We start from the raw sequence: 13,331 nt of genomic DNA on the forward strand, positions 1-13,331 counted from the left end.
ATGAACAGACCCTGTTTGCAATTAATTTCAGACGAACCTTGCGTCAATCGGGTTTTTTGGGAAACTAGCGGTGGGAGGGTCGCTGTCGGGAGAACAGTCGGCCAATTTTTGAACAGATCGGCATTTTTTGATCTCGGGGAGGAGATACATGCGTAACAGTCTTATTGCGTCCACAGCCATCCTGCTCTCGATGGGTACGGCTGCTATTGCTGCCGATGTATCCGACGGCAAGGTCAAGATCGGCATTCTCAACGACCAGTCCGGGGTCTATGCGGATTTCGGTGGAAAGTGGTCTTACGAGGCGGCGAAGATGGCCGTCGAGGACTACGGCGGCAAGGCGGCCGGCGCACCGGTCGAGGTCGTCACCGCCGACCATCAGAACAAGGCCGACATCGCCTCCAACATCGCCCGCCAATGGTACGACACCGAACAGGTCGACAGCATCATGGAGCTGACGTCTTCGTCGGTCGGTCTCGCGGTACAGGCGCTTTCCAAGGAAAAGAAGAAGATCACCATCAATACCGGTGCGGCAACGACCGAGTTGACCGGCAAGCAGTGCAGCCCCTACGGTTTCCATTGGGCCTATGACACCCATTCGCTGGCGGTCGGTACCGGCGGCGCGCTTGTGAAGCAGGGCGGCGACAGCTGGTTCTTCCTGACGGCCGACTATGCCTTCGGCTACTCGCTGGAGGAGAACACGTCGAACTTCGTCAAGGAGAACGGCGGCACGGTCGCAGGCTCGGTCCGCCACCCGCTCGCCACGACCGACTATTCGTCGTTCCTCCTCCAGGCCCAGTCGTCCGGCGCCAAAGTCATCGGCCTTGCCAATGCCGGCCTCGACACGGCCAACGCCATCAAGCAGGCAGCCGAATTCGGCATCGTCGCCGGCGGCCAGCGCCTTGCGGCACTTCTCTTCACGCTCGCCGAAGTCCATGGCCTCGGCCTGGAAGCGGCCCAGGGCCTGACGCTCACCGAGGGTTTCTACTGGAACCGCGACGAGGAGTCGGCAAAGTTCGGCAAGCGCTTCTTCGACCGTACCGGCCGCATGCCGAACATGGTGCAGGCGGGCACGTATTCCGCCGTCACCCAGTACCTCAAGGCGATCGACAAGGCAGGCACGGATGAGGCCGATGCGGTTTCCAAGGCGCTGCACGAAATGCCCGTCAACGACGTCTTCGCCAAGAATGGCACGGTTGCAGCGAACGGCCGGATGATCCACGACATGTACCTGCTCGAGGTGAAGAAGCCGGGCGAAAGCAATGTCGATTGGGATTACTTCAAGGTGCTGGCGACCATTCCCGGCAAGGACGCTTTCATCGATCCGGCCAAGAGCGGCTGCGATCTGGTAAGCCAGTAGGTCTGGACGCAAGCATGGCTATGTCTGAACGACAGACGCAGCCGGATCCGCGGGTGGTGCTTTCCGCCCGCGGCCTTCGGCGAGACTTCGGTGGCTTCTCTGCGGTGAAGAACGTCGATCTCGATGTCCATCATGCCCGCGTTCACGCCCTGATCGGACCGAACGGCGCGGGCAAGACGACTGTCTTCAACCTCCTGACGAAGTTCCTTCAGCCGACGGCAGGCACGATTGCGCTGCTTGGGACGGACATCACGAACATGCCGCCGGACAAGGTCGCCCGCATGGGTCTCGTTCGGTCCTTTCAGATTTCCGCGGTCTTTCCGCACCTGACGGTGCTGGACAATGTCCGCGTGGCGCTGCAGCGGCCGAACAACCTCGCCACACAGTTCTGGAAGCCGATGGCGTCGCTGAACTGCCTGAACGCCCGCGCCGACGAGCTGATTTCCATGGTCGGTCTCGACAGATGGCGCAACGGTGTCGCTGCCGACCTGTCCTACGGCCGCAAACGCGCGCTGGAGATCGCCACCACGCTGGCGCTCGACCCGAAGGTGCTGCTGCTGGATGAGCCGATGGCCGGGATGGGGCAGGAAGATGTCGGCGTCATCGCCAGCCTCATCACCGCACTTTCCAGGGATCGCGCCATCCTGATGGTCGAGCACAACCTCAAGGTCGTGGCCAATATCTGCCATCACGTCACCGTGCTTCAGCGGGGCGAGATTCTGGCTGAGGGCGACTATGCAACCGTCAGCCGGAATGAGCAGGTCCGCGTCGCCTACATGGGTACGGAGGAGGCTTGAGATGAGACCGTTGCTGGAGGTCAAGGGCCTCAACAGCTGGTATGGCGAGAGCCACGTACTCCATGGCGTCGACATGACGGTGGGCGAAGGGGAGATGATTACCATCCTCGGCCGCAACGGCGTGGGGAAATCGACAACGCTGCGCACGATCGTCGGCATCCTGCGCGAGCGAAAGGGCCAGATCCGTTTCGACGGCAAAGACATGATGGCCGTGCCGCTGCACAGGACGGCGCATGCCGGCATCGGCTTCGTGCCGGAAGAGCGTGGTATCTTCGCGACGCTGACAGTGGAGGAAAACCTCATGCTGCCGCCGGTCGTCGCCAAGGGCGGGATGTCGCTCGACGAAATCTATGGCCTCTTCCCGAACCTTGCCGAACGCCGCACCAGTCCCGGTACCAAGCTGTCCGGCGGCGAGCAGCAGATGCTGGCGATGGCCCGCATCCTGCGCACAGGCGTGAAGATGCTCCTTCTCGATGAGCCGACGGAGGGTTTGGCCCCGGTTATCGTGCAGCGCATCGGCGACGTGCTGAAGACGCTGAAGGAGCGGGGCATGACCGTGTTGTTGGTCGAGCAGAACTTCCGTTTCGCGAGCAAGATCGCCGACCGCTTCTACCTGATGGACCACGGCCAGATGGTGGCGGATTTCCCGGTGTCGGAACTGCCCGACCGGATGCCGATGCTTCACAAAGTCCTGGGGGTCTGACCGCGCCATGACCATGATTTTCGGAATTCCGGTGCAGGCGCTCCTGGGTCAGTTGCTGATCGGCCTGATCAACGGTTCGTTCTATGCGCTGCTGAGCCTCGGGCTCGCCGTCATCTTCGGCCTGCTTCGCGTGATCAACTTCGCCCACGGGGCGCAATACATGCTGGGCGCCTTCGTCGCATTCCTGCTGCTGCAGTATTTTGCAATCAGCTACTGGGCCGCCCTGCTTCTCGCACCCGTCATCGTCGGGCTTCTCGGTGCGGTCATCGAACGCACCATGCTGAGCCGACTTTACAATCTCGATCCGCTCTATGGTCTGCTCTTCACTTTCGGTCTGGCGCTGACGATCGAGGGGACGTTCCGCTATCTCTACGGCGCGTCCGGCCAGCCCTACGCGGCGCCGCCATTGCTTGCGGGCGGCACCAACCTCGGTTTCATGTTCCTGCCGAACTATCGCGGCTGGGTCGTCGTCGTTTCGCTGCTCGCCTGCCTTGGAACCTGGCTTCTAATCGAGAAGACCAAACTCGGTTCCTACCTGCGCGCAGCGACGGAAAACCCCGTCCTTGTACAGGCTTTCGGCGTCAACGTGCCGCTGCTCCTGACCTTTACCTATGCGCTCGGCGCGGGGCTTGCCGCCTTTGCCGGCGTGCTGGCGGCGCCGGTCTACCAGGTCTCGCCGTTGATGGGCACGAACCTGATCATCGTCGTCTTCGCGGTGGTCGTCGTCGGCGGCATGGGGTCCATCATGGGAGCGATCATCACGGGCTATATGCTTGGCATCGCCGAGGGCCTGACCAAGGTCTTCTACCCGGAAGCCTCCAACATCGTTATCTTCGTAATTATGGCGATCGTGCTTCTGTTGCGGCCCGCCGGCCTGTTCGGAAGGGATGCGTGACATGGTGGAGCTTTCTGAAAAAATGACGACGAATGCCCGGTCGGAGCGTAGTGCTTCGATGATCCAGGTGGGATTGCTGGTCGTGGCGGTTGGCTGCCTGGCTGCAGCCCCGCTGTTCCTCTACCCGATCTTCCTGATGAAGCTCCTGTGCTTCGCGCTGTTTGCCTGTGCCTTCAATTTGCTGCTCGGCTATACCGGATTGCTCTCCTTCGGCCACGCCACCTTCTTTGGTGGTGCGGCCTACTTCACCGCATACGCGGTGAAGGAGTGGGGCGTCACCCCAGAGGCCGGTATTCTCATCGGTGTTGTGGGCGCAGCGTTGCTCGGCCTGGTGGTGGGGTTCTTCGCCATCCGCCGGCAGGGCATCTATTTTGCGATGATCACGTTGGCGCTCGGGCAGATGTTCTACTTCTTCTGCCTGCAGGCAGCCTTCACGCATGGTGAGGATGGTATCCAGTCGGTGCCGCGCGGCCATCTGTTCGGCCTGATCGACCTCAACCGTCCAACCAGCATGTATTACTTCGTCCTCGTCGTCTTCCTGTTCGGCATGGCCATCATCTGGCGCTTCATCAACTCGCCTTTCGGCATGATCTTGAAGTCGATCCGGGAGAACGAGCAGCGCGCGATCTCGCTCGGCTATTCGGTTCGCAACTACAAGCTCGGGGCTTTCGTCATGTCAGCGGCGCTTACGGGGCTTGCCGGTGGCCTCAAGGCTCTGGTGTTTCAGTTCGCCACGCTTACCGACGTTGGCTGGCAGATGTCCGGCGAAGTGATCCTGATGACGCTGCTCGGCGGCATTGGCACGATGATCGGGCCGGTCGTCGGCGCCGGTCTGGTCGTCACGCTGCAGAACTACCTCGCCACCTCCGATGTTCCGGTCACAATCGTCACCGGCATCGTCTTCATGGCCTGTGTTCTGCTCTTCCGTCGCGGCATCGTGGGGGAGTTCTACGCCTCGCGGCTGGGCAGGAAGCTCGGCTTCTAGACGCCCCTCAGCGGCAGGGTGCTGGAGACCGGCCCCACGAAAAGGAAACGGAGACATTACCCCGCGGCGCCTGGGCGGCACGCTGGACGGGGTCTGCTTGGAGTTCGACATGGAACAGTTCGACTACATCATCGTGGGTGCCGGTAGCGCTGGCTGTATCCTCGCCAACCGGTTGTCGGCGGATCGCAGCCATCGCGTGCTGCTGCTGGAGGCCGGTGGAAGCGACAACTATCACTGGATCCACATCCCGGTCGGTTATCTCTATTGTATCAACAACCCGCGCACGGACTGGTGCTTTTCCACCGACATGGAGCCGGGCCTCAACGGTCGGGCGCTGAACTATCCACGCGGAAAGGTGCTCGGTGGGTGCTCCTCGATCAACGGCATGATCTACATGCGTGGTCAGGCGCGCGATTACGACCTGTGGCGCCAGCTTGGCTGCACTGGATGGGGCTGGGACGATGTGTTGCCGCATTTCCGCAAGTCGGAGGATTTCTATAAGGGCCCGAGCGACATGCATGGCGGCGGCGGCGAATGGCGCGTGGAAAAGGCGCGCGTGCGCTGGGCGGTGCTGGATGCTTTCCAGAAGGCTGCGAGCGAAGCCGGCATACCCGAGACCGAGGATTTCAACCGCGGCGACAATGAAGGATCCGGCTATTTCGACGTCAACCAGCGCTCGGGCATCCGCTGGAACACCTCCAAGGCCTTCCTCAAACCGGCACGTGCCCGGTCCAATCTGACCGTTCTCACCAAGGCGCATGCGCGGCGCCTGATCGTTGAAGGTGGCGAGGTCAAGGGCGTCGAGTTCCAGCACGAGGGGGTCGTCAAGAAGGCCTATGCCGCCCGCGAGACCGTGCTGAGCGCTGGCGCGATCGGCTCCCCCCATCTTCTTGAACTCTCCGGCATCGGTCGCGGCGAGGTCCTCAAGAACGCGGGCATCGAGGTCGCAAAGGATGTGGGCGGCGTCGGTGAGAACCTGCAGGACCATCTCCAGCTTCGGCTGGTCTACAAAGTCACCGGCGTGCCGACGCTGAACGAGAAAGCCAGCACGCTGCTCGGCAAGGCGTCGATTGGGCTCGAATATCTGGTGAGGCGCTCCGGCCCCATGGCGATGGCGCCGAGTCAGCTCGGCATCTTCACCCGTTCGGGGCCGGACAAGGAGACGCCCGACCTGCAGTATCACATCCAGCCGGTGTCGCTCGAGAAGTTTGGCGAGGGCGTCCATCCCTTCCCGGCGATGACGGCGAGCGTGTGCAACTTGCGCCCCGACAGCCGTGGCTCGGTTCATGTGAAAGGCCCGGACTTTGCCCTGCAGCCGCAAATCCGCCCGAACTATCTCAGCGAGCAAAGCGACCGCGACGTGGCCGTCAACGCAATCCGCCTGACGCGCCATATCGTGCAGCAGCCGTCCTTCGCCCGCTTCAATCCGATCGAACACAAACCCGGCCCCTCCTTCGAGACCGACGCGGATCTTGAAAAAGCGGCGGGTGACATTGGCACGACGATCTTCCATCCGACCGGCACCTGCCGCATGGGGGCCGATCCGGAAAGCGTCGTGGATCCGCAGCTGAAGCTGCGGGCGTTTGGCCGGCTTCGTATCGCCGATGCCTCCGTCATGCCGCGCATCACTTCCGGCAACACCAATTCTCCGACGATCATGATCGCGGAGAAGGCAGCAGCCATGATCCTGGCGGAGCGGTGATCCCCCCCAAATTCCGGGCAGGTGCGCTTCGGTTGCTCATATCCGTGCCCGCAATTCGAAAGATCTGTACGAAGGACGATCAGCATGCCTCATGTCGCTTTCATCGGGTTGGGCAATATGGGCGGTCCAATGGCCACAAATCTTGTCAAGGCCGGGCACAGTGTTTCCGGGTATGACCTTTCCGAAACCTCGCGCGCCGCTGCCGCACAGGCCGGTGTCAAGACCTTCACCACCCTGGGTGAGGCCGTCAGCGGGGCGGAGGTCGTGATCACCATGCTGCCGAAGGGCGAGCATGTCGTTGCCGTTTGGGAGAAGTTGGCGGGGCTGGTTCCCGCCGAAACCCTTCAGGTCGATTGCTCGACAGTGGATGTGGAGAGTGCGCGCAGGGTACACGGTATCGCCCGGGCGGTGGGTTGCCCTTCGCTGGACGCACCGGTTTCCGGCGGTACCGGCGGGGCGGCCGCCGGCACGCTCACCTTCATGGCCGGCGGCTCGCTCGAAGCCTTCGCCCGCGCCAGACCGTTGCTGGAAGTGATGGGTAAGAGGATCGTGCATTGCGGGGCCGATGGCGCCGGTCAGGCCGCGAAGATCTGCAACAACATGGTCCTCGGCATTTCCATGATCGCCGTCAGTGAGGCCTTCGCACTGGGAGAAAGGCTCGGTCTTTCCCATCAGGCCCTGTTCGACGTGGCTTCGGCGTCTTCCGGCCAATGTTGGTCACTGACCTCCTATTGCCCTGTTCCCGGTCCCGTTCCATCCTCGCCCGCCAACAGCGCGTACAAGCCCGGCTTTGCAACCGATTTGATGCTGAAGGACCTGCGGCTCTCCCAGCAGGTTGCGGATGCGTGTGGTGCTGCGACACCCTTGGGTGCCGCCGCCTCGAACTTGTACGAGGCTTTCGAAAAAGAAGGGAACGGCGGCCGGGACTTCTCCGCCATCATCGAAATGCTGCGGGGACTATAGCCGCCTCAGGAGCATTTGTTGCCGGTGGATGGGCCAGGCAGGACGCCGATATCCTGGAGGGCGCGTTTTCGCGAACCCGAAAAACCCGCACGCCCCCACAAGATTCAAGGCTGGAAACAGCGCCGTCGTTAATCTTTTGACAACCGTCTGCGGCTCCTGCTCCGGGTGCGTCAGGTTCGCCTGACGCTCCTTTCCAGACCGGTTTCATGGAGGAAGCATGTACCCAGCACGCTTAATTCCTATGACGCTGGTTGCCGTACTTTTCATTGTGACAGGAGCCACGGTGGTGCTCAAGCGTGCCACAGTCTGCCGCTAGTCCCGTGACGAAAGCCCGCAACATGGCTTGCCACTCCTTCTGCTTTCTCACCAGCTTCGTTGCTCCTCTTTTGGGCGGCGGCGGCCCTTCGATGGCAAATGCAAACGCGATCTCGTGCCACGCAGCGATCCTTGGCGCCGCTCGCAATATACGCCTGGAGGGGGATGGGGCTTGAGCATTTTACGCCGCTGCAGGCCTGCGGGTTTGCAAAAAATGTCAGAGGTGGCCAGAGCGGGCAAGATGAGAGCAAAGTGGAGGTAAGTTGTATTTCCTTGCAATTCCCAAACCGGTCGTTCCAGCCAGGTCTGGCCCATGCCCGCAGCCGGTGAAGCTTGTGCGGAGCGGTTTGGGAGCGACGGGGTACGTCGGTTCGAATGTCTTTGCCGTCGAACTGGATAGTTTCCGAGTAAAGCGATTTAATGCCGTTTCCTTATCGGCCTATTGGCTTTTAGATGGGCGCAGGAGGATTGCATGAACAACAAGAACTCGTCGGTCACCTTGCGTGACGTAGCGGCCGCGACGGGCGTGGATGTCTCGACTATTTCACGTGTGCTGCAGAACAAGGGGCGTGTCTCTGAGGAGACACGCACCCGTATTCTCGAAACAGCCGAACGTCTTGGCTATCACGGAAATCCCGTAGCGCGCGCCCTGAAGACAGCAAAGTCCTCGACCGTGCTCATGGTGGTGCCGCAGATCGAAAACCCGATCTTCGCCTCCGCTATCATCGGGGCGGAGATCGAGGCGCGCAGCAGAGGCTTTGCTCTGCTCGTTTCCTACGACAAGGGAGACGGGCGGGAGATTATCTCCGATATTTCGCGCTCCAGCATCATCGAAGGCGTCATCATCGCGAGCTTTGACGATGACAACCGGTTGCGCCAAGTTTTGAACAGTACGGACCTGCCGCATGTCGTCCTTAACCGGCACTTGCCCGGCGACGAGAACTGTGTCGCCATCGACACGCGGCGCGCAGCGCGCATGGGGGTGGAACACCTTATCGCGATGGGACACCGCCGTATCGGGCATCTTGCCGGTCGGCTTGGGCGCTTCAACGGCGACATGCGCCGGCGCGGGTGGGAGGAAGCGATGGCCGCAGCAGGGCTCGATCATGGCGATCATCTCATAGCGCAGGCGGGCTATAGCCCTGATGCGGTGCCGGCGGCCGTGGACAAACTTCTTGCCATCGGAGTGACGGCGATCCACGCAGCGACGCTGCTAACGGCAGCTGCCACCATCGCGCGGCTGCATGAACGGGATGTCCGCGTACCCGAGGAGGTGTCGGTTATCACCATGCATGATGACCTGCTCGCGCGGGTCGTCTATCCGCAGGTGACGACGGTCGCGTTGCCGTCGCAAGAGATGGGGCGAGTTGCCGCGCGTCGGTTAATCGATCTCATCCAGGGGGTGGAGCCCAACGGCACGCAATCCGCAGGCAGCCTTCTTCTTCCCCCCGACGAACTCATTATCCGCGCCTCTGTGGCTGCTCTTTGAAAAATCCGGCGTCAGGGTTGACATCCTGCGCGAAATAGCTTGTTTATTGCTTGAGCAAACGTTTGTCCAAGGCGAGATTGAAGATTTCGCAGGGCATAGAGGAGGAAAAACCGTTGAAAGAACGTGATCTCGTCTCCGAGCTTTCGGAGCTGATCGGCGCAGAAAACGTCCTGGTGGACGAGGCCGCGCGTGCCGGCTACGCCCATGACCGTCTGCCCTATGCGAACTTCCGTGCGCGAGAAGGCGCGTTGGTTGGCACGCTGCCCGCTCTGGTGTTGCGCCCGGCCAGCACCGAGCAGGTGTCGGCGATCGTCCGCAAGGCCGGCGAAGTCGACAAGCCGCTCATTCCCTACGGCAGCGGCTCCGGCGTTCTCGGCGGGATCATCCCGCTCGGCGAGGAACTGATGCTCGACATGCAGCGCATGAACCGTATCCTCGGCATCGATCGCGAGAACAACCTCGTCACGGTCGAAGCCGGCATGAACGGCGAGGCCTTCGAAGATGCGCTGAATGCCGAAGGGTACACGTCTGGCCACCTGCCGCAGTCCCTCACTATTTCGACGGTCGGCGGCTGGGCCGCCTGCCGTGGCGGCGGACAGGAATCGAGCCGCTTCGGTAAGATCGAGAACATTGTTGTCGGCCTGAAGGCCGTCATGCCCGACGGGCGCGTGCTGGAAGTCCGCCCGCTGCCCAAGCGTGCCTCCGGTCCTTCCGTGCTCGATGTCATCGTGGGTAGCGAAGGCACGCTCGCCGTCATCACGGAACTGACCATGCGCATCTGGACGCTGCCGGTAGCCGAAGAGGTGATGGTGCTGGCCCTGCCGGACCGGGGTGCCGCGCTGGGGCTTGCCAAGCGCATCATGCAGGCGGGTCTTCATCCGCGGATCGTCCGTCTCTACGATGAAAAGGAAACTGCGTTGCGCACCGAGGGCATCGATGCCTATCGGACCCGCCCGGTGATGGCCAACATCGTCGTCTGCGGTGAGCCGGCCATCGTGGCCGCCGAAGCAGCGCTCGTGCGCGGCTTTGCGCAGGACGTCGATGCGGTTGAGACAGAAACGCGTCCCTTCGACGAATGGCGCGCCAAGCGCTACCACTCGATCACCAAGCAATGGCTTGATCGCGGCTATTACAACGACACGATCGAGGTGACCGTAAATTGGAGCAATACGGCCGCGCTCTACGACACGATCGCCGCGCGCATTGTGGCGGAAGTGCTGCCGAACGCGCATTTCAGCGCGCACTGGTCGCATGTCTACCCGGAAGGCGTCTGCCAGTACATGACGCTGCGCCTGCCACCCATGGACCAGGATGCGGCGCTGACGCTGCACCAGAAGATGTGGGAAATCGCGACCGGCGAAACCTTGGCCCATGGCGGCTCCATTGCGCATCATCATGGTAGCGGCCTCTTCCGCGGGCCGTGGATGGATGGCGAGCATGGCGTCGGGATGGATCTCCTGCGCAGCATCAAGGCTTCCGTCGATCCGCAGAACCTGTTCAATCCCGGCAAGCTCGGCTTCCCACCGCGGCCCGGCGCCGTCGATCCCTACCGCGACAGGGGTGCCAATGTCTGACATCCTCTTGCTCGGGGTCGACCTCGGCGCAGGATCGCTCAAGTCGACGGTCATTTCCGGTGACGGGAAGGTCCTTGCCACGGCCTCCGTTGCCGTGGAAACGCTGACGCCGAAACCCGGCTTCAGCGAACAGGACCCGGAAGGCTGGTGGTCCGCCCTGGTGGAATCGCTTCAGAAGATCTGGCACGCTGGCATCGATCCCGGCCGCGTCGCAGCCGTCTCGGTGACCGCGGGCGCCCATACCCATGTCCTAGAGGACGAGGTGGGCCGGACCCTGCGCCCGGCCATCATGTGGAACGACCAGCGCTCCGGCCCGCAGGTCGCGCGGGAAAGGGCCGCTCGTGGCCCGCGCATCCTCGAACTCTCCGGTAACCGGGTCAGCCCGACCTGGACCCTGCCGCAGCTCGCCTGGCTGCGGGAGGAAGAGCCGGAGGTTCATGCCCGCATCCGCCGCCTGCTGCCCGCCAAGGACTGGCTGCGCCGCCGTCTCGACGGTAGCGACGCGACGGACCTCACGGATGCCTGGGGCCTGATGCTGGCCGATGCGCAGCGCGACCGCTGGTCGACGGAACTGTGCGCGATGGCCGGGCTGGAGCCTGGCGTGCTGCCGCAGATCGTCGGATCGACGGCGACGACCGGAACCGTGACGGCTGCGGCTGCCGCGCAGACAGGGCTCAAGAAGGGCACGTCCGTCGTCTGCGGCACCTCCGATACCAATGCGGAAACCTATGCGGCCGGCATGACCCGATCGGGCATCGGCGCGCTGAAGCTGGCGACGGCGGGCACGGTGTCGACGCTCACCGCCGCGCCGGTCTTCTCCGATGACGTCATCCACTATCCGCACCTCGTTCCGGGCCATCACTACGCCATCCTCGGCACCAATTCCTGCGCTTCCGCCCATCGCTGGCTGCGCGACGCGCTGTTTGCGGAGATCGGCTTCGACGGCATGGACAAAAAGGCGCAGGAGGCTCCCGCGGGATCAGAAGGCTTGCTCTTCCATCCCTATCTCAACGGCGAGCGGAGCCCTTATTGGGATCCGGATCTGCGGGCCTCTTTCGTTGGGCTCGGCTTCCAGCACGGGGCGCCGCACATCTGCCGCGCGCTCTACGAAGGCATCGCCTACACGTTGCGTGATTGCCTGACGGTGCTGCACGCCCGTGGCATGGGTTTCGACACCGCGCGCCTCGTCGGCGGCGGCACGCGCAGCGCCCTGTGGCGCCAGATCATTGCCGACGTTACGGGCCTCACGATCGAGGTGCCGGCGGAAGGCGATGCGTCCTACGGTGCGGCCCTTATCGCCGGCATTGGCATCGGTGTCTTCGCGGATACGGTGGACGCGGCCCGAGTCATCCGGGTGGCCGAGACCCTGACCCCGACCGCTGGCATCGCCGGGGTCTACGATGCCGGCTTTGCCCGTTTCCGGGCGGCAAAGGAGGCACTGACCCCGATCAATCACGAGACGGTCCGGGCAATCAGGGAGGCGAAGTGATGGCGGAAGTCAGTCTGCGCAAGCTGCGCAAGACCTATGGCCCAGTGGTCGCGGTGGAGGGCGTCGATCTGGAAATCGCCAAGGGCGAGTTGATCGTGTTGCTCGGACCCTCGGGTTGCGGCAAGTCGACCACGCTGCGCATGGTCGCGGGCCTCGAGACGATCAGCGACGGCGAGCTGCATATCGGCGGGCGCAATGTCACGGCGCTGGAACCCAAGGATCGCGACATCGCGATGGTCTTCCAGAACTACGCGCTCTACCCGCACAAGACGATCCGGGGGAACATGTCCTTCGGCCTGAAGATGCGGGGCACCGACACGAGCGAGATCACGAAGCGGGTGGATGCGGCAGCCGAAATGCTGGACATCACGCATCTGCTCGAGCGCAAGCCCGGCCAGCTTTCGGGCGGCCAGATGCAACGCGTGGCGCTCGGCCGTGCGCTGGTGCGCGATCCCGCCGTTTTCCTGCTCGACGAGCCGCTGTCCAATCTCGATGCCAAGCTGCGCTCGCGCATGCGCGAGGAGATCGCCCTGCTGCAAAGGCGCATCGGAAAGGCGATGATCTATGTCACGCACGACCAGACCGAGGCGATGACGCTTGCGGACCGCATCGTCATCATGCGGGACGGCTGGGTGCAGCAGATCGGTTCGCCGCTGGAGGTCTATGACCGTCCGGCCAATGCCTTCGTCGCCGGTTTCATCGGCTCGCCTGAGATGAATCTTGTCGATGCGGATTTATCCGACGGGCGGCTGGTGCTCGGCGAGGGCGTTTCGATTCCTGCTCCGCAGGGCCTCACGCGCCGGGAGGGGCGCGTGACGGTCGGCATGCGGCCGGAAGCGATCGTGCCGGCCGGGGAGGGCCTGCCGTTCACCATCCGGGGCATCGAGCAGCTCGGTTCGCAGACCCTGTTCATCGGCGAGCTGGCAGGGCGTCGCCTGCGCGTCATGACCGGCCGCCGCGACGACGTGGCGCTCGGCAGCAGCATGAGGATCATCGTACCAGAGGCGGCGATCCATCTCTTCGACCGCGAAAGCGGCGAAAGGCTTTCCACCGGCCGATAAC

Annotated in this window: 11 protein-coding genes; all 11 read left to right on the forward strand. The window is 62.9% G+C overall.

Features of this window, described 5'->3' with window-relative positions; translation table 11 throughout:
• Positions 1–148 precede the first annotated feature (148 nt).
• Positions 149–1,357 carry an ABC transporter substrate-binding protein gene (locus K0P03_RS22635; RefSeq protein ID WP_024271007.1) on the forward strand — a complete coding sequence of 403 codons (1,209 nt, stop codon included), beginning with the start codon at positions 149–151 and terminating at the stop codon, positions 1,355–1,357.
• Positions 1,358–1,371: 14 nt separating this feature from the next.
• Entirely contained in the window at positions 1,372–2,154 is a 783-nt protein-coding gene (locus K0P03_RS22640) for an ABC transporter ATP-binding protein (RefSeq protein WP_023513520.1), read from the forward strand.
• Between the two features lies 1 nt (position 2,155).
• Positions 2,156–2,857 (forward strand): ABC transporter ATP-binding protein, encoded by a 702-nt coding sequence (locus K0P03_RS22645; RefSeq protein ID WP_023513519.1) that lies wholly within the window; start codon positions 2,156–2,158, stop codon positions 2,855–2,857.
• Positions 2,858–2,864: 7 nt separating this feature from the next.
• Complete coding sequence (locus K0P03_RS22650) at positions 2,865–3,752, forward strand: branched-chain amino acid ABC transporter permease (RefSeq protein WP_023513518.1); 888 nt, start codon at positions 2,865–2,867, stop codon at positions 3,750–3,752.
• A gap of 58 nt (positions 3,753–3,810) precedes the next feature.
• The gene (locus K0P03_RS22655; RefSeq protein ID WP_430441341.1) at positions 3,811–4,737 is read left to right on the forward strand and encodes a branched-chain amino acid ABC transporter permease; all 927 of its coding nucleotides are present in this window, start codon (positions 3,811–3,813) and stop codon (positions 4,735–4,737) included.
• A gap of 109 nt (positions 4,738–4,846) precedes the next feature.
• On the forward strand, positions 4,847–6,439 hold the full coding sequence (locus K0P03_RS22660; RefSeq protein ID WP_272790701.1) for a GMC family oxidoreductase: 1,593 nt from the start codon (positions 4,847–4,849) through the stop codon (positions 6,437–6,439).
• An 84-nt stretch (positions 6,440–6,523) separates the two neighbouring features.
• Positions 6,524–7,402 carry a 3-hydroxyisobutyrate dehydrogenase gene (gene mmsB / locus K0P03_RS22665; RefSeq protein WP_023514996.1) on the forward strand — a complete coding sequence of 293 codons (879 nt, stop codon included), beginning with the start codon at positions 6,524–6,526 and terminating at the stop codon, positions 7,400–7,402.
• A gap of 787 nt (positions 7,403–8,189) precedes the next feature.
• Positions 8,190–9,206, forward strand: a complete 1,017-nt coding sequence (locus K0P03_RS22670; protein ID WP_023511931.1) for a LacI family DNA-binding transcriptional regulator — start codon at positions 8,190–8,192, stop codon at positions 9,204–9,206.
• A 113-nt stretch (positions 9,207–9,319) separates the two neighbouring features.
• Complete coding sequence (locus tag K0P03_RS22675; RefSeq protein WP_023511932.1) at positions 9,320–10,780, forward strand: FAD-binding oxidoreductase; 1,461 nt, start codon at positions 9,320–9,322, stop codon at positions 10,778–10,780.
• Positions 10,773–12,269 carry a xylulokinase gene (locus tag K0P03_RS22680; protein ID WP_023511933.1) on the forward strand — a complete coding sequence of 499 codons (1,497 nt, stop codon included), beginning with the start codon at positions 10,773–10,775 and terminating at the stop codon, positions 12,267–12,269. Before K0P03_RS22675 ends, K0P03_RS22680 begins: the two co-directional genes overlap by 8 nt.
• The gene (locus K0P03_RS22685) at positions 12,269–13,330 is read left to right on the forward strand and encodes an ABC transporter ATP-binding protein (protein ID WP_023511934.1); all 1,062 of its coding nucleotides are present in this window, start codon (positions 12,269–12,271) and stop codon (positions 13,328–13,330) included. Before K0P03_RS22680 ends, K0P03_RS22685 begins: the two co-directional genes overlap by 1 nt.
• Position 13,331 lies beyond the last annotated feature (1 nt).

It is taken from the genome of Shinella sp. HY16 (assembly GCF_028534175.1).
In the GTDB taxonomy this organism is placed as follows: Bacteria; Pseudomonadota; Alphaproteobacteria; order Rhizobiales; family Rhizobiaceae; genus Shinella.